Below are 18,041 nucleotides of genomic sequence, written 5' to 3'. Positions count from 1 at the left end.
CGCACAACACTGGAAAAGGTGGGACTTAAATCCTGTTCATTGCGCCCGATTCTATACGAAAGTTTATACCGTATCTTTGACAAGACCTTAAAGAATTCAGCCTAGGGTGAATGAACAGATTGCCACTGGGGATCACGAAGACCACATATCTGGTTACGACAACCCTGACAAGGCGAAGCAAAGCGACGGCAGCGCACCGGAGGAAACCATGGCACCGGAACCCGCAAACACTCACGAAAACCTAATTGCTCAGGCAAAAAAGCTGGCAGAAAAGAACGGCCCGCTTGAAGCCGAGTTTCTCGAGAAATTCTTTGATCAGGGTGATCGAGAGGATCTTTCCTGTTATTGCGCTGAAGAAATCGCACAGATCGCACATCAGACCTTTGGCAAATTCGCTGATCACTTCGAAGGCAAGCATCGCATCGATATTCTGGATCCCAAATTCCCCGCCAATCCCGAAGCGATGCTCAACCAGATATCGATCATCGAGCTTCACAATGTGAACAAGCCGTTTCTGGTCGATTCCATCATGGGCGAATTGCAGAATGCCGGTCTGGAAATCCACCTTGTTCTGCACCCGATCATGAATCTCCAGAGAGACAAGGACAAGAAGCTTACCGCACTGAAGACCCGCCGCGACACGCAAATGGATCCGAAACTGAAGCGTGAGAGTCTGATCCATGTTCATGTTTCCCGCTTTTCCAGCGAAAGCAAAAAGGCCGATCTGAAACAGAAACTCGGTTCCATCCTCGATGATGTCACGGCCGTTGTCAGCGACTGGAAACCGATGTTGCTGCGTCTGGAAGAAACCATTGCCATCCTCAAGATCACGCCTCCTCCCCTTCCTCAGGAAGACATCGAGGAAACCGTCGAGTTCCTGCGCTGGCTGGTCGACAACAATTTCACGCTTCTGGGCATCCGTGAATATTCCTTTGACAGATCTTCCTCTGAAGGTGATCTCAAACGCACCGAAAGACCGGGTCTCGGCCTGTTGCGCAACCCGGAGGTAAGGGTCCTGCGACGCGGCAACGAGCTGGTCACCACGACCCCTGAAATTCGCGATTTTCTGATGCGGCCCGAACCATTGTTCATCACCAAGGCCAACGTCAAGACAACCGTCCATCGCCGCACCTACATGGACTATATCGGCCTCAAGCAATATGACGATGAAGGCCAGTTGACAGGCGAAATGCGGATCGTCGGCCTGTTCACCAACACGGCCTATAACCGTTCTGTCACCAACATCCCCTTCCTGAGACGGAAGGTCGCCAGCATCATTGACGCCACCGCCGTAGACCCGGCAGGCCATTCAGGCAAGGCCCTGCTCAACGTCTTTGAAAACTATCCACGTGACGAGCTTTTCCAAGTCGACAACGAAACGCTGTTGGCGAACGGCCAGGAAATTTTGCGCCTGCATCAGCGCCCACGCGTGCGCGTGCTTTCCCGCGTCGACAAGTTCGACCGCTTCGTATCCTGCCTCGTCTATGTCCCGCGAGACCGCTATGACACCAACGCCCGCATCAGGATCGGAGCGTTTCTCAAAAAGATCTATGAGGGTCGGATTTCGGCCGTCTATCCGGAATTCCCCGACGGACCGCTCGCCCGTGTCCATTACATAATCGGACGCAGCGAGGGAAAAACGCCAAATCCATCGAAAACCGAGCTCGAGGATGCCGTCAACGCGATTGTTCGAACCTGGACCGACAGCCTTTGCGAAGTCATTCGCAGCAAATACCCGGTCAAGCGTGCATCGCAAAATATCAACCGCTACTGCTCGGCCTTTTCCGATGCCTACCGGGACACCTTCTCGCCAGAAGATGCTCTTCATGACATATCCATCATGGAAAGTATGAACAGCACCATTGATACGGCGATCCAGTTCTATCGTGACGAGATGGAAGAGGTTCACAAGATTTCGCTCAAGATCTTCCACCAGAACACCCCCATCCCGCTATCGGAGCGGGTTCCCATTCTCGAGAATATGGGCTTCCGCGTCATTGACGAACGCTCCTATGAGATCGTGCCGCAAGACAGCAACTCCAAACTCTGGCTTCATGACATGGATCTGGAACGCGCCTCCGGCAAGGCAATCCCGTTCAAAGAGGTTCAGGAAGATCTTGAGGAATGCTTCATCGCGGTATGGAACGGTGAAGCCGAGAATGACGGCTACAACCGTCTCGCCATGGCCGCTGAACTTCCCTGGCGCGACATCACGATCCTGCGGACCATTTCCCGTTACCTGCGTCAGATCCGGATACCTTATGATCAGGATTACATGTGGGCTACGCTGAACACCTATCCCGACATGGCCGCACTGATCATTCATCTCTTCCATGCGCGATTTGATCCAGCCCAGTCGAACCGGGAACAGGAATGCAGTCGCCTCTCGAACGGCTTCCTGACAGCGCTTGAGCAGGTGGAAAATCTCGACGATGACCGTATCCTGCGCAAGTTCCACAATGTCATCAAGGCCACCTTGCGCACCAACTTCTACCAGCGGACAACGGAAGGCAATTTTAAGCCCACCCTGTCCCTCAAGCTTGATCCGCGCGCCATGGACGATATGCCCGAGCCGAGGCCTTTCCGCGAGATCTTTGTCTATAGTCCACGTGTCGAGGGTCTGCATTTGCGGTTTGGCAAAGTTGCCCGAGGCGGCCTGAGATGGTCCGACCGACCACAGGATTTCCGCACCGAGGTGCTGGGACTGGTCAAGGCCCAACAGGTCAAGAATGCCGTGATCGTGCCTGTCGGATCAAAGGGCGGTTTCGTTCCCAAGCATCTCCCCACCGAGGGCGGCAGAGAGGCCTACATGGCCGAAGGCATTGCGTCCTACAAGCTCTTCATTTCCGCCCTTCTCGATGTTACCGACAATATCGAGGGTCAGACCATCGTACCACCGGTCAATGTCACTCGCCACGATGATGATGACCCTTACCTCGTCGTCGCGGCAGACAAGGGAACGGCAACCTTCTCCGACATCGCCAACAGCATCTCCGAAGATCATGATTTCTGGCTCGGCGATGCGTTCGCCTCTGGCGGCTCGGCAGGCTATGACCACAAGAAAATGGGCATAACCGCCCGCGGCGCCTGGGAAGCGGTCAAGCGCCACTTCCGGGAAATGGATCGCGACATCCAGACAGAGAGCTTCACCACCGTTGGGGTCGGCGACATGTCAGGCGATGTCTTCGGCAACGGCATGCTGCTCTCCAAGGAAACCAGACTGATTGCTGCCTTTGACCATCGCGATATCTTCATCGATCCCGATCCTGATCCGGCCACAAGCTGGAAAGAGCGCAAACGGGTCTTTGATCTGGGACGATCTTCCTGGCGAGACTATAACGACAAGCTGATTTCCAAGGGCGGCGGCATCTTCTCCCGCACGGAAAAATCCATCTCGCTGTCCAGGGAAGCAAAGGAAGCGCTCGGTATCAGCAAAACCAAGCTGACACCTCAGGAATTGATGAAAGCCATTCTGATGGCCCCGGTCGATCTGCTCTGGTTCGGTGGTATCGGCACCTATATCCGCGCCAGCTTCGAAACCGATGCAGACGCCGACGATCGGGCCAATGACGCAATCCGTGTCATCCCGAAAGACCTTCGGGTTAAGGTCATCGGCGAGGGGGCGAATCTGGGTGTTACCCAACAGGCCCGCATCGAATTTCTCAATCTGGGCGGTCGCTGCAACTCCGACGCTATCGATAACTCCGCAGGCGTCAACAGCTCGGATATGGAGGTCAACATCAAGATCGCCCTTGGTGCAGCCATCCGGGCAAACAAGCTGGACCTTGCGGCCCGCAACACGCTGCTCTCGGACATGACCGACAATGTCGCTAATCTGGTCTTGCGCAACAACTATCTCCAGACCTTGTCGATATCCCTTAGCGAGCAACGGGGAATGGAGGATTTCGGTTATCAGATCCGCCTGATGGAAAGCCTTGAAGAAAGTGGCGAGCTAGACCGCGCGGTCGAGTTCCTGCCAGACAATGAAGCCATCAAGGAAGCAAGAAAGAAAAAACAGCCCCTAACCAGAGCGGAAATCGGTGTGCTGCTCGCCTATGCGAAAAATTCGCTCTACGAAGACCTGCTTCACAGCGACCTTCCCGATATCGATTTTCTGGAACAGGAACTCATGCGCTACTTCCCGGAGAAAATGCGGGAAACCTATGAGGAGGAGATCAAGTCTCACCGTCTGCGTCGGGAAATCATTTCAACCGTGATCACGAACTCGATGATCAACAGGGGTGGGGCGACGCTGATCCCGCGCATCGCGGACAAGACCGGCGCATCGATCCCCGAAATCGCCCGCGCCTATATCATGGTCCGGGACTCCTTCGATCTGATCAAGCTCAATGCTAGCATCGACGTTCTGGACAACAAGATCCCCGGCGCGCTGCAACTCGAACTGTATGAAGAGGTTCAAAAACTTCTGCTCAGTGAAATCGAATGGTTCATGCGACATATCCCGGCTGCCGCCTCGATTTCGCAAACCGTCGCACTCTATAGCAATGGCATCCAGAAGCTATCGACCAAACTGGAGAAATATCTGCCGCAGGATCTGACGGATCAGCAGAATGAAGACAAGCAGCGCTATGAGGCAAACGGCGTTCCCAAAGCACTGGCAAGCCGCATCGCAAATCTGAGCCTCTGGGCCCATATCCCGGACATCGTGCAGATTTCCGAACAGACCGGCCAGTCGCTTGATGCAACGGCAAAAGCCTATTACACCATTGCCGGTTACTTCAAGATTGGCCGTATCGATGCCTTGGCCGAAGAGCTGGATGTCTCGGACTATTATGAAAGCCTTGCACTGGATCGCATCCGCGTTTCATTGTCCACCGCTCATAATCAGATGACATCCCACATTCTCGGTCTGGCCAGCAAGACCAAGAGCGGAATCGAAAACTGGAATGACAAGGATGGAGACGCCATCGCCAGAACGCTCAAGGCTGTCGAGGCGATCACCGAAAGCGACGATCTGACCGTGGCCAAATTCTCGGTTGCAGCCGGACTGCTTTCAGATCTCGCCCGGAATGTCTAGGGCGCAAAGCCAAGCAACGCCCACCCGGCTTCAGATGCGGGGTGGGCATTCCTCAAAGTCATTCAGATCGGATATTTGATCAGCCATCAGGCTCTTGCAGGCGACCACACTTTCGACCATGCTTGAAGGCGAAAGCCCGGAATAGTTCGGGCTTGACGCCCGCAATTCATATTGCGGACAAATCCCGTCAATCACATCAACCAAAACGCGATCGCTCCTTTTCCCAGTGAGGCTGCTGACAGGAAATTGCAAGGTTCCGATACTCACCGGACCTCATTTCTTTTCCAAGTCTTAGGGGAATTTTAAGAGTTAAAGCCGCTTTAACCAAGATGGCACTAAACTGCGGCCCGACAATCGCAACACTGCAAGGCTCCCGAAAGGCCTCATCCACCAATGAAAGATGATCGATCTCCATTCCAGAAACTGAATGACTTGCTGGACGGTGTTGTTCCGGCCAACCAGCCGGAAAAAGAACCTCTCAATATGACGGTTGGCGAACCGCGCCACGCCTTCCCGGATTTCATATTGGATGTCATAAACCAGAATGCGCACAATTTCCGCCCCTATCCGCCGATCACGGGAACGGACGAGTTCCGCCAGTCCGTCGAAAACTGGCTCAACTGGCGCTATGATCTTGGCGGACTGGCTCTGGCAGACGGGAATATCGTGCCACTGAACGGCACGCGTGAAGGCCTGTTCCATGCCTGTGTTGGCGCGCGCGACTGGGCTCGTTCCCATTTCGGCAAGGACACCAGCAACGCCGCTGTTCTTCTGCCAAACCCGTTCTATCACACCTATATCGGTGCCGCGCGCGCGATCGAAGCCGAAACGGTGTTTCTCAATGGTGCCGCAAATTCCGGCTTCCTGCCAGATCTTGATGACTTGTCAAAGGACACCGATCTGCTTGATCGCACCATCGCCTTCTTCTATGCCTCTCCGGCCAACCCGCAAGGCAACATCGCCGATATCGAAACCTGGAAACAGCTGATCGGGCTTGCCCGCAAACACAACTTCCTGATTCTCGCCGACGAATGCTATTCCGAGCTTTATCGCGAAACGCCTCCTCCCGGTATTCTTCAGGCTTGTGAAGGCGATCTCAGCAATGTCATCACCTTCCATTCCCTTTCCAAGCGTTCCAATCTTGCGGGTATGCGCTGCGGATTTGCCGCAGGCGACGGTGACTTCATGACCCAGTGGATCAAATACCGAAATCTGGTTGCACCGCAGGTCTCCATGGCCTTGCAGGCAGCAGGTGCCGCGGCCTTCCGGGATGAAGAGCATGTGAAGGAAAATCGCCGTCTCTATAACGAGAAATTTGACGCGGCTCGCCGCATTCTTGGCAATGATTTGCCTTATGAGACACCACCAGCAGGCTTTTTCCTGTGGCTGGATGTCTCCAAGTTCGGTGATGATGAAAGCGTAACACAAAAACTCTGGCGCGATGTTGGCGTTCGGGTCATCCCCGGTTCCTATCTGGCCCGCGCAGACAAGAACGGCATCAACCCCGGCGACGGCTTCCTGCGGATCGCACTGGTTGGCAGTCTGGAAGAAACACAAGAGGCGCTCCATCGCTTGCGTGATTGCCTGATCGGCTAACCACGCTTGTGAGGAACCTGTTGGGATCCAGAGGTGCTTTTTTCGGGATGGCCAAGGAATTGGGAAATTGGGGCGAAAGAAACTGAAAATGAGGTTATTATGACCACATTCGACGAGTATAGAGCCGCACCCGGCAAAGGCGGACCAATGAAAAGACAAGATCGCGACAGTGCTCTCAAACGTGCAATGCGTCGAAATGCCTATGCAGGCTTCGGCCTGCTGGGTCTTGTGCTATGTGGTGCCGTATTGATCAGCCTCGCGACTTGGCGCGTCTCGGACCCCAGTCTTTCAAACGCCACGGAAACCATCCCCCGCAACATGCTGGGACAAGCCGGGGCCATCATATCCGATCTCATCATTCAGGCATTCGGCCTCGCATCGGCCTTCTTGCTGATACCGCCCGCAATCTGGTTCTTGCGTCTTGTGCGGATGCGCCCCACAGGCCTCAACCGGCAACGAGGTATGGCCTGGTTCGTAGCCTTGTGCCTGTTGTCCATCGCCTGCGCGACCATTCCGGCTCCCTCGGGCTGGCCCTTGCCTCTGAGCCTTGGCGGCATGGTGGGCGATGCCTTCAAGACCATCATCAATGATATAGACGCCCGGTTCATGCAAGGCATCTGGGCGGTGCTTGTCGGAGTGGTGACATTTGGCATGGGCTTTCTTCTGCTCCTCAACGCCGCCGACCTCAGCTTCCGCTCGTTGCTATCCGGCGGGCGAAAAGCACACAAGAAGGCAAAGGCCGAAGAGTTGTACGCGACCGACGAGCCGGAAGAAGAGGATTGGGATGATCAAGAAGAGGAGGATCTCGTTTATGCAAGAGACTCCGACAATACTCTTGATCGCACCAAGGGGCCGGACTCCAAGCCATTCTCCATCTGGTCTATCCCGCTCGGTGCTCTGAGCCACTGGTTCCTTTCCCGCAAGGCCTCCAGACAGCGCAAGGCGATGGACCGTGGGCATGTCCAGAGCAAAACCACATCCCAAACATCCTGGTGGGGCAAAATCCTGGGTGAAGAAGACGATGGCCTGTCCCATCTTGAAGATCGGCTCGAGCCGCATCTGGATGCTGGCAATCACCAGCAGAAGCCTGGCGCCGCCTCGGGCATGGGATATCGCGGCCCGCAGGACTTTGCGCCGCAAAAAGCTGCCCATTACGAGTCCGAACAGGACACCGATTATAATGAAGACTGGTCAGAAGACGACGACTTTATGGCGGAAAACGGCGAACCGATGGGAATTGCTTCCCCGGATCTTGATCGCTCTTCAAACCAGTCACAACATCGCGCCGTCACCAATGAGACGGCAAAATCCAAACCTGTGGCAGGTGGTGCAAAAGGCAAGAACAAGCGGATGGTCAAGGCCCCGCAGGGCAATCTCTTCACGCGCAAGGACGAGTATCAATTCCCGTCTCTCGAAATATTGTCAGAGCCGGAAACCCTTGGCCCCAATGCAGGCCTCACCGCCGACCAGCTTGAGCATAATGCCCGCCTGCTGGAAGGTGTCTTGTCCGATTTCGGCATTCGCGGAGAGATCATCAAGGTTCGCCCCGGCCCGGTCGTCACCCTTTATGAGCTTGAGCCTGCTCCAGGCATCAAGTCATCCCGCGTGATCGGCCTTGCCGACGACATCGCCCGGTCCATGAGCGCAATTTCCGCCCGTGTTGCCGTTGTCCCCGGCCGCAATGCCATCGGCATCGAGTTGCCAAATGCGCGCCGCGAAACGGTTTATCTGCGTGAAATCCTGTCCTCCAAGGATTTCGAAAAATCAAAAGCCAAGTTGCCCATCTGCCTTGGCAAGAATATCTCGGGCGATCCGGTGGTGGTTGATCTGGCACGCATGCCCCACGTTCTGGTTGCCGGGACCACCGGGTCCGGTAAATCCGTCTCGATCAACACCACGATCATGTCCCTGCTCTATCGTCATCGTCCCGAGGAATGCCGCCTGATCATGATCGATCCGAAGATGCTTGAACTCTCGATCTATGACGGTATCCCCCATTTGCTGACCCCGGTCGTCACCGATCCATCCAAGGCAGTGGTGGCCCTCAAATGGGCGGTACGCGAAATGGAAATGCGCTACAAGAATATGTCCAAGATGGGCGTGCGCAATATCGACGGCTTCAACAAGCGTGTCCGTGACTTCCAGGCCAAGGGTGAAGAGGTTACCCGCACCATTCAGACCGGCTTTGATCCCAACACCGGCAATCCGATCTATGAACAGGAAACGCTCGATCTCGAGCCGATGCCCTATATCGTCATCGTCGTGGACGAAATGGCCGACCTGATGATGGTGGCCGGCAAGGATATCGAGGGAGCCATTCAGCGCCTCGCGCAAATGGCCCGTGCCGCCGGTATCCATCTCATCATGGCGACCCAACGTCCGTCCGTTGATGTTATTACCGGTACCATCAAGGCCAACTTCCCGACCCGCATGTCCTTCCAGGTCACGTCCAAGATCGACAGCCGAACAATCCTTGGCGAAATGGGAGCAGAGCAACTGCTCGGTATGGGCGACATGCTCTATATGGCCGGAGGCGGGCGCATTCAACGTGTCCATGGCGCTTTCATCTCCGATGAGGAAGTCGAGGACATCGTCTCCCATCTCAAGCTTCAGGGAACTCCGGACTATCTCGAATCGGTGACAGAGGAAACCGAGACCGATCAGGACGAAAGTGATGGCGGCTCTGGTGGCGGCAGCGATGCCGAGACCCTGTATGACAAGGCTGTCGACATTGTTCTTCGTGATCGCAAGGCCTCGACCAGCTATATTCAGCGACGGCTTTCCATCGGCTATAACCGCGCGGCAACGCTTATCGAGCAGATGGAGAAAGAAGGCGTCATCAGCCCGGCCAACCATGCTGGCAAACGCGAGATTCTCGTCCCGGAAGAAGGCTCGACAATGTAACCCTTCAGAAGGGGAGAGCTGCGGAAAGGAGATCTGAATCTGGCATCTGGCAAGGTCTGGGCTTACGGTCCATCTCGACCCGAAGACAGCGAATCCTGAAGCAAACACGATTTGACCGCCCCCAAAGTTGCGATTCGGCCTTGAACAAAAGCGATGGATCGAACCTGTTTCTTTTGCCAAGGGTCTCGATCTCTTCTGGGGATTACGTCCCTTGACACCCATTTTGCCCCGTTCAATTTCTTTCGATTGTCCCACTCTGTTGACAACATGCCACTGTAGAACAAAAACTGCCGAGTAATCGCCTCATTCACTTCGTGTTTTCGCCTTATTGAGGTGATAACCACAGCGACAGGAAAGATTTGAAAAGAACAAAGGCACATGCGGGCTGGTTCCGAACCGCACGGCGCTTTGTCTTGAGAATTCGAAACGATTCCGCAAGCATGGTGAAGCTTGAGGAAAGGGCTTTGCAAGTGAGAAACCGCGACCACAACAAGGGTATATCAATGCACGAAATGCAACGACACGGCGTCATATCCCGTCATCCAGCAAAATCGAGCGCCGGTTTGATGGCACTTTGGAGAAACGGGCAACTGCGTCTTGCCAGCCTCTCCCTGTTCTTCATGCTTTGCCTTGTTCAGGTCTCGCATGCGGCCCTGGACCAAACCGCAATCGATGCGCTTGATAAAATTTCGCAGTCTTTCAACGCCACCAAAACCATGAATGGCGAGTTCATTCAGACCGCGCCCAATGGTGAAACGCTACAGGGATATTTCTTCATCGAGCGTCCCGGCAAGATCCGCTTCTATTATTCAAAACCCTCCTATACCGACATCATCTCCGATGGGAAAACCCTTTCCATCGAGGACCGCAAGCTGAAAACCCAGGATGTCTATCCGCTCAATAAGACACCTTTGCGCGTTCTGCTTTCAGAAAAGCTCGACCTTGCAAAGGACGAACGGGTGCGACAGGCCAGCATCGCCGATGACATCGTCTCGGTTATCGTGGAGCAGGAAAGCCTTTTCGGGGATGGGATCCTGACGCTCATTTTCGAGAGAGAAACCTCGCTTCTGCGCCAATGGACAATCCGCGATGCCAACGGCAATGACACGACGGTCACCGTTTTCAACATCGAGACCGGAAAACCGATCAAGCCATCCGTTTTCAGGATCAAATATGACCTGAGCATAGAACGGGAGTGATCGCAGTTCTCGCAAAATGACAAATTGTCGAACGGGGAAAGCATCGCACAATGAAAAGCGGTGCTTTTTTTGTCGGCTCAGCCTGCTATAAGGATAAGAGAAATGATCGAGGGGCCGAAGGTCGCGGTATCATTCATATTTTCCTTTATTCTTGCCAGAAAGCATCGTCCGTGACCATTACCCTTGCCACCTGGAACATCAATTCCATTCGCCCCCGCCTGCACCATGTTGAGAGATTTGACTCCGATCGCGCACCGGACATTCTGTGTCTTCAGGAAACCAAGGTCATGAATGACCAGTTTCCGGCGGCCGCGCTCAAGAAACTGGGTTATGAGCATTTGGCGATCAACGGGCAAAAAAGCTATCACGGCGTTGCCATCCTTTCGCGCCTCCCCTTTGCAAGCGTCGACATGCGGTCCTTTTGCAGCAAGGAAGATGCCCGCCATCTGGAAGTGACCATCGATACCGATCACGGACCGCTCCGCATTCACAATTTCTATGTCCCGGCAGGGGGTGACATCCCGGACCCGGAGGAAAATGACAAATTTCGTCACAAGCTGGACTTTCTCGATGAAATGAAAGCCTGGCTGACCGGAGAAGAAACCGCTGGCGCATCAATATTGGTGGGCGATCTCAATATTGCCCCGCACGAAAATGATGTCTGGTCGCACAAGCAGCTTCTCAAGGTGGTCAGCCATACTCCCGTCGAAGTGGAAGCCTTGAATGCAGTGCAGGCCGCAGGCCCCTGGCAGGATGCCGTACGCAACCGGATTCCGGTTGAACATCGCCTTTATAGCTGGTGGAGTTATCGCTCTCGAGACTGGTCCAAGGCTGACAAGGGCAGACGCCTTGATCACATCTGGGCGACCGATGCCGTTGCCGACAAGATCAGCCATGTCGAAATATACCGAGACGCGCGCGGCTGGGAAAAACCTTCCGATCACGCACCGGTCATTGCAAAACTCGATCTATCCCATTCCTGAGCACGACCGCGCATACCAGCTTTCCCTTGCAACGGCGTCGACGATGTGATGTATAGCGTCCCACGCAACCTGGCGATAGCATAAGCTGCTGAACGCCAGGCTTTCCCGCGATCAATCGCGAACAAGACCGATCGGCAACGACCCGATTGCAAGGGCGCAAGAAATGACCGAAAACAAAGCCCAATCCTCAAAGAAAAGCGGCATGGCTGCCCGTGAGGGAGCCCTGCGCCTGATCCATACTGTGCTCAGTGAAAAGGCGCTGCTTGACGACGCCTATGCACACGAAATCAAAGATGGCCCTTTGCGCAAGCTGAACGGCAATGACCGCGCTTTTGCCAAGCGCATAGCCATAACCGTGTTGCAGCATCTGGGCGAAATTGATCAATTGCTCGCACGCTTCATGGAACGCGGCATGCCGAAAAAATCCGGTCCCTTGCGCAACATCCTGCGCATTGGTACCGCCGAACTGCTTTTTCTTAATACCCCTCCGCATGCGGTGGTCGACTGCGCAGTTTCCCATTTTCGCACCTGGCGCAAATATGCAGGCTTCAAGGGCCTGACCAACGCCGTCCTTCGCCGCATCGCCAGCGAAGGAGAAAAGGAGCTGCTGACCATCGATCCGGCCAAGGCCAATCTGCCCGATTGGATGTATCACGCGCTTTGCTCGACCTATGGAGCCGAAACCACAGCAGCGATGATGCACCAGTTCATGCGCCCACAAATCCCGCTTGATCTGTCCCTCAAGGATCCTCATGACATCGACCAGTGGGCCGAAAAACTGGGAGCAGAAAAAACACCTGCCGGCAGCCTGCGCCTTGCAACCCATGACCGGGTGGATCTCATCGAGGGATTCCAAGAGGGGGCATGGTGGGTGCAGGATGCAGCAGCCACGCTACCCGTCAGAATGCTGGGAGATGTAAAAGACCAGCGCGTCCTGGACCTCTGCGCAGCACCAGGCGGCAAAACCATGCAGCTGGTGGCCCAAGGGGCCCGGGTTACCGCGCTCGACATCTCAAAGAAACGGTTGCAACGAATCGAAGAAAACCTCAGCCGCGTCGGCCTTCAGGCAGAGTTGATTGCCAAGGATCTGTTCAAGCAGACATTTGACGAGAAATGGCCCTTCATCCTTCTTGATGCACCCTGCTCGGCAACAGGAACCATTCGCCGCCACCCCGAGCTGATCCATCAACGCACCGAAGACGACATCGCGCATTTCTCCAGACTACAGGCAAAGATGCTGAATCATGTCGCGACATTGTTGGCACCGGGCGGGAAAATGGTCTTTTGCACCTGTTCCCTGCAACCGCAGGAAGGACCAGAGCTGATCGGCGATTTTCTGATGCAGAATCCGGATTTTGCCATAGATCCCCTAAGCGCCGAGGAAATGCCGGAACTGGCTCTCTTCATCCAGGAAGACGGAAGCTTGCGCACCCGTCCTGACCAGTGGTCGGACATCGGCGGAATGGATGGTTTCTTCGCCATCAGGCTTTCCAATGAAGCCAATCCTTGAGAACGGGGCTTAGCCAAATGATCCCTTCAGTGGATAGACCTTGTTAACCCTAACTTGATAAAATCCTAACCAAATTCTTACTGGCAAATGCGTAGTCTGGTTGTGTATTCCTGATTTTCTCAACCATTCTGACAGCTGATCCCATGTAAGGAATCCCAATGCGTAACCTGTTTAAAATCAAATGATTGACTACAGGACCAAACAGAACAATTCGGATTTTGCTCGAAGCCTTGGCCATGCAAAGAATCTGACAAGTAACGGGTAGCAATTGCGTGTCACACAATTGGCAAAAATTGCGGATTTCGATGGCAGCCTTAACGCGCCATTTCAAGCGTATTCCGGCAAGACGGCCAACCTGTAGCAAACGCTATTTCCCCGGCTGCCCGGATCGCCTGCTCATCGCTCCACAAGACTTACGCACTGCCGATCCGATCATCGCCGATGACATCTATTCCGGTCTCTATGTCTTTGCTGGGCAGGTCGAGAACTGCAAAACCCGCTCTCCGTTCATGCACCAGCCACCCAATCGCGAATGGGCCAGGGAATTGCACGGATTCCGCTGGTTAAGGCATTTGAGTTCATCGGACCGAACGGTAGCCCGCGCCAAGGCTGCCGCACTCGTTGAGGACTGGATCAAGCACTCCCATCGATTCGGACCTGAAGCTTGGGAAACGTCGGTTGTCGCCAACAGGGTCCTTGCCTGGCTGAACAATTCTCCCCTCATCTTGCAGGATTCCGATCACGATTTTTACCGGGCTTTCCTGCGCGCGCTCTATCTTCAGGTTCGTTATCTCAGAGCCCGTTATTCAAGCATGCCCTGCAACCTTGATCGGTTGAATCTGGTTATTGCCGAGCTTGCAGGCTGGCTGTGCTTTGCAGGAAGAGAACGATTTGTCCGTCTCGCATCCAGACGGCTGGAAGCAGAACTGAACGAACAGATTTTGCCCGATGGTGGCCACGCATCCCGTAACCCGGCGACCATCATCACTGTCCTTCTCGAATTGCTCCCGCTAAGGCAGACCTTTTTATCCCGCGATATGGTGCCGCCGGAAGGAATGTCACTGGCAATTGAACGCATGATGCCAATGCTGCGTTTTTTCCGTCATCCAAATGGCAGTTTCGCCCATTTCAACGGAACGGGAGCAACTCCGGCAGATTTGCTGGCAACCATTCTGGCCTATGATGATATCAGAGGAGCACCGGTCTCTGACGCTTCCTTCTCCGGCTATCAACGCATGGAGGCAGGCCAGTCACTGCTCATCATGGATACCGGCGATTGCCCGCCACTTGAACAGTCCGTGCAGGCCCATGCCGGCAACCTGTCTTTTGAATTGAGCGTCGGCAGAGCACCCATTGTCATCAATTGTGGCGCTCCGGCCTGCCAGCTTGAGAGCTGGCGGGAACTGGCGCGAAGCACAGCCGCCCATTCCACCCTGACCATTCAGGATCACTCGACCTACAAGATTTCGGACCAGTGTCTTGACCTCGGCGGAAAACCGCTTCTTGGTGGCACGGCAAAGACGGTCTATGAGCGCTCGCTCGATCAGGCGCAAGAGACCATTCGCGCCCATCACGACTGTTACGAACATCCCTTCGGCATCCGCCATTGCCGCCAGATCTGGATGGCGATCGATGGTCGGCGTCTTGATGGCCGGGATGAAATGCAGTCCATAGGAAATGGAATAAGGAAGGGACAGGACAGCTTCACCCTGCGCTTCCACCTGCATCCGTCCGTTCAAGTTGAAATGTCCGACGATGGCGATCTGGTCTATCTCGGGCTTGCCAATGGCGAAATCTGGCAATTTGTCTCAAAGGAAGTAGACGCCACGATAGAGGAAAGCGTTTTTCTTTCTGACATTCATGGCATCAGACCCACCACGCAACTCGCCATCTATGGACATGCAAGCCATGTCCCGACCATCAATTGGTATTTCGAAAGACTGGCCAGAAGCTGACGACCAGTCGCCCTGCCAGCAGGCCATGCTATCCATCACACAAAGGGAAGCTTTGGTGAAAGGCTCTATTTGTTGCCAATACGGCAACATAGTGATGCCTTTTTATACCAAATGGGTTATTTTACTGCCTCGTAAAACATGCTATCGAACGGTGTAATTTCCCCCTTTCCAACCCAGCAGGATGGCCGATGTCCGTAGCTCCTCTTTCTGTCACCGCGCCGGAGATTGTCTCTGTCAAGCGCGCGCTGCTCTCTGTTTCCGATAAAACCGGTATTGTTGATCTCGCCAAGGCCCTCGCCGAGAATGGCGTCGAGCTTGTCTCCACAGGCGGTACATGCAAGGCGATTGCCGATGCCGGCATCAAGGTGAAAGACATTTCCGAGATTACCGATTTTCCTGAAATCATGGATGGCCGCGTCAAGACCCTTCACCCGCGCGTGCATGGCGGTCTGCTTGGTGCCCGGTCCGTTGATGCTCATACAACAGCGATGAAAGAGCATGGCATTCCGGAAATCGACCTGCTGGTCGTCAATCTCTACCCCTTCGAGGAAACCATCAAGAAGGGCGCCGACTATGCCACCACGGTAGAGAATATCGACATCGGCGGCCCCGCCATGATCCGTGCAGCGGCCAAGAATCACGCCTTTGTCACCACACTGGTTGATCCCGCCGACTATGCCGAGATCCTCGCCGAGATCGGAGAGAAGGGCGGTATTTCCTATCCTGTGCGCAAAAAATTCGCCGCCAAGGCCTATGCTCGCACAGCGGCCTATGATGCCGCCATTTCGGGCTGGTTCGCAGCCGAACTTGAAATCGAATCTCCCACTTTCCGCGCCTTTGGTGGCGAGCTTGCCGAAGTGATGCGCTATGGTGAGAACCCGCATCAGAAGGCTGGCTTCTACAAAACAGCCTCCACCCGCCCCGGCGTTGCCACCGCCGTGCAGGTACAGGGCAAGCAGCTTTCCTACAACAATATCAACGATACGGACGCCGCCTTCGAGCTGGTCTGCGAATTTGATCCCGCGATCTCGCCAGCAGTTGCCATCATCAAGCATGCCAACCCGTGCGGTGTTGCAACTGGTTCTAGCCTGAAGGATGCTTATGAAAAGGCCCTTGCTTGCGATCCGGTTTCCGCATTTGGTGGCATCGTTGCGCTGAACGGCACGCTGGATGAAGAGGCGGCAGAGGAAATCACCAAGATCTTCACCGAAGTGATCATCGCTCCGGACGCCACCGAAGCGGCAAAGGAACTGGTTGCCAAAAAGAAAAATCTGCGTCTTCTGCTCACCGGCGGCCTTGCCAATCCGCGTGAGGAAGGCGTCACCGTCAAGTCCGTTTCCGGTGGTCTTCTGGTTCAGAACAGGGACAATGGCAATGTCGATGATCTTGATCTCAAGGTTGCCACCAAGCGTCAGCCAAGCGAACAGGAAATGGCCGACCTCAAATTTGCCTTCCGCGTTTGCAAACATGTCAAATCGAACGCCATTGTCTATGTCAAGGACGGAGCGACAGTTGGCGTTGGTGCGGGTCAGATGAGCCGTGTTGATTCAGCCCGCATCGCTGCTCGCAAGGCTGAGGATGCCGCTGAGGCAATGGGCCTTGCCGAACCGCTCACCAAGGGCTGTGTCGTTGCATCAGACGCCTTCTTACCCTTCGCCGATGGCCTTCTGGCCGCCGCAGAAGCAGGCGCAACAGCGGTCATCCAGCCCGGCGGCTCCATGCGCGATCAGGATGTCATCGACGCCGCCGACGAGGCAGGCCTTGCCATGGTCATGACCGGCATGAGGCATTTCCGGCATTAGTAGCGTTTGGTAAAGCCAAACGCATATTGATGCCGCCAATCATGATGCCTTCTCGACGAGGGATGCCTTTCCAAGAATGAGCACCGATAGCCTGACCGAAGACGACAAGAACAAAGAAAAGCCCGAAGCATGGCAGCTCCGGGCTTTTCTTTTTGCAACCACCAACTGAGACACTCTTGGGCCTTCACTGTCTCGTTAAAAATGGCAGGCCCGTCAGAGCCGAACCGCTTGAAACTGAAGACATGCAGCCTTCAATCCAGTTGACAGCACCGCAGAAAGAGACGACAAATCAGTTCCAGATCCAAATTGATCCAGAAGGCCCAGCAGTCGATCTCCCTCTTTCTGGATTGACCTGCCTCCCCATACCCCCTTCGCAAGAACCAGCCCCCAAGACGTCATGACCAATATTCTTACCATCATCATACCCATATTCCTTCTCATCGGCGTAGGATATCTGGCTGTACTTGCCAAAATTCTCAGCCCGTCCGACATCGCCGCGATTGGCCGTTTCGTGCTGTATTTCACCTTGCCAGCCCTGATCATTGTGGCCTTTCAGAACCATCCCATAGGACAGATCCTCAATTTGGGACTATCTGATTGTCTATGGCGGGGGATCGATGGCTTCCTACTGGCTGACCGTATTTTGCGCAAGTTACATATTGAAAAAGGATTTTCCGACAAGCGCCATTTATGGCCTTGGCACGAGCGCTTCCAACAGCGCCTACATAGGCTATCCCGTTGCGTCAGCCATTGTTGGACCGGCAGGAGCCATTTGCATGGCGCTCAATTTCATCATTGAAAATATTCTCATCACCCCAATGGCGTTGATTTCAGCCGATATGGGCAGTGAGAAGAGTGGAAGGCTGTTGACGCTCATTCGCCAGATTCTGTTTCGTCTGGCAAAAAACCCGATCATCATCGGTATCATTTTGGGTTTGGGGATATCCCTCACAGGCATATCCCTGCCCGAGCCGATCAACAAGGCCCTGTCGCTTCTGGCAGCAATCGCCAGCCCGACCGCTCTGTTCGTCATTGGAGGATCGCTCTTTGGGCT

At 54.6% G+C, this 18,041-nt stretch carries 10 protein-coding genes and 1 pseudogene; 10 read left to right on the top strand and 1 reads right to left on the bottom strand.

The genetic code is table 11. The features are described 5' to 3' along the window. The first annotated feature begins 208 nt into the window (after positions 1-208). On the top strand, positions 209-5,038 hold the full coding sequence (locus ACHZB8_RS16395; RefSeq protein WP_316861894.1) for an NAD-glutamate dehydrogenase: 4,830 nt from the start codon (positions 209-211) through the stop codon (positions 5,036-5,038). A gap of 30 nt (positions 5,039-5,068) precedes the next feature. Here the strand turns inward: ACHZB8_RS16395 and ACHZB8_RS16390 are convergent, their stop codons facing one another. After that, positions 5,069-5,242 (bottom strand): hypothetical protein, encoded by a 174-nt coding sequence (locus tag ACHZB8_RS16390; RefSeq protein ID WP_316861892.1) that lies wholly within the window; start codon positions 5,240-5,242, stop codon positions 5,069-5,071. Positions 5,243-5,431: 189 nt separating this feature from the next. Here ACHZB8_RS16390 and ACHZB8_RS16385 point away from each other — a divergent pair, with 189 nt between their 5' ends. The 9 genes and pseudogenes from ACHZB8_RS16385 to ACHZB8_RS16345 form a co-directional block, all read left to right on the top strand. Next, complete coding sequence (locus ACHZB8_RS16385; protein WP_316861890.1) at positions 5,432-6,634, top strand: aminotransferase class I/II-fold pyridoxal phosphate-dependent enzyme; 1,203 nt, start codon at positions 5,432-5,434, stop codon at positions 6,632-6,634. Positions 6,635-6,781: 147 nt separating this feature from the next. Further along, entirely contained in the window at positions 6,782-9,538 is a 2,757-nt protein-coding gene (locus ACHZB8_RS16380; protein ID WP_316861889.1) for a DNA translocase FtsK, read from the top strand. A gap of 503 nt (positions 9,539-10,041) precedes the next feature. Further along, on the top strand, positions 10,042-10,737 hold the full coding sequence (locus ACHZB8_RS16375; protein WP_316861888.1) for an outer-membrane lipoprotein carrier protein LolA: 696 nt from the start codon (positions 10,042-10,044) through the stop codon (positions 10,735-10,737). Positions 10,738-10,907: 170 nt separating this feature from the next. Continuing rightward, a complete protein-coding gene (xth, locus tag ACHZB8_RS16370; protein WP_316862071.1) occupies positions 10,908-11,720 on the top strand; it encodes an exodeoxyribonuclease III in 813 nt (270 codons plus the stop codon). A gap of 163 nt (positions 11,721-11,883) precedes the next feature. After that, on the top strand, positions 11,884-13,230 hold the full coding sequence (locus ACHZB8_RS16365) for a transcription antitermination factor NusB (protein WP_316861887.1): 1,347 nt from the start codon (positions 11,884-11,886) through the stop codon (positions 13,228-13,230). Positions 13,231-13,535: 305 nt separating this feature from the next. Then, positions 13,536-15,185: a heparinase II/III family protein gene (locus tag ACHZB8_RS16360; RefSeq protein ID WP_316861886.1), complete on the top strand. Its 1,650-nt coding sequence runs from the start codon at positions 13,536-13,538 to the stop codon at positions 15,183-15,185. Between the two features lie 188 nt (positions 15,186-15,373). Continuing rightward, positions 15,374-16,987, top strand: coding sequence for a bifunctional phosphoribosylaminoimidazolecarboxamide formyltransferase/IMP cyclohydrolase (gene purH, locus ACHZB8_RS16355; protein ID WP_316861885.1), 1,614 nt, complete (start codon positions 15,374-15,376; stop codon positions 16,985-16,987). 397 nt (positions 16,988-17,384) lie between these two features. Further along, positions 17,385-17,486 (top strand): annotated as a pseudogene (locus ACHZB8_RS16350) (hypothetical protein); the annotation flags it as partial. Positions 17,487-17,604: 118 nt separating this feature from the next. After that, positions 17,605-18,041: AEC family transporter (locus ACHZB8_RS16345; protein ID WP_316861881.1), on the top strand; the 437-nt coding region annotated here is incomplete at its 3' end.

This window comes from uncultured Cohaesibacter sp., assembly GCF_963556055.3.
In the GTDB taxonomy this organism is placed as follows: domain Bacteria; phylum Pseudomonadota; class Alphaproteobacteria; order Rhizobiales; family Cohaesibacteraceae; genus Cohaesibacter.
This window is presented reverse-complemented; position numbering and strand designations above follow the sequence as displayed.

Coding starts and splice junctions, on each gene's coding strand:
- ACHZB8_RS16395 (WP_316861894.1), top strand. CDS start 209: ATGGCACCGGAACCCGCAAACACTCACGAAAACCTAATTGCTCAGGCA.
- ACHZB8_RS16385 (WP_316861890.1), top strand. CDS start 5,432: ATGAAAGATGATCGATCTCCATTCCAGAAACTGAATGACTTGCTGGAC.
- ACHZB8_RS16380 (WP_316861889.1), top strand. CDS start 6,782: ATGAAAAGACAAGATCGCGACAGTGCTCTCAAACGTGCAATGCGTCGA.
- ACHZB8_RS16375 (WP_316861888.1), top strand. CDS start 10,042: ATGCACGAAATGCAACGACACGGCGTCATATCCCGTCATCCAGCAAAA.
- ACHZB8_RS16365 (WP_316861887.1), top strand. CDS start 11,884: ATGACCGAAAACAAAGCCCAATCCTCAAAGAAAAGCGGCATGGCTGCC.
- ACHZB8_RS16360 (WP_316861886.1), top strand. CDS start 13,536: ATGGCAGCCTTAACGCGCCATTTCAAGCGTATTCCGGCAAGACGGCCA.
- purH (WP_316861885.1), top strand. CDS start 15,374: ATGTCCGTAGCTCCTCTTTCTGTCACCGCGCCGGAGATTGTCTCTGTC.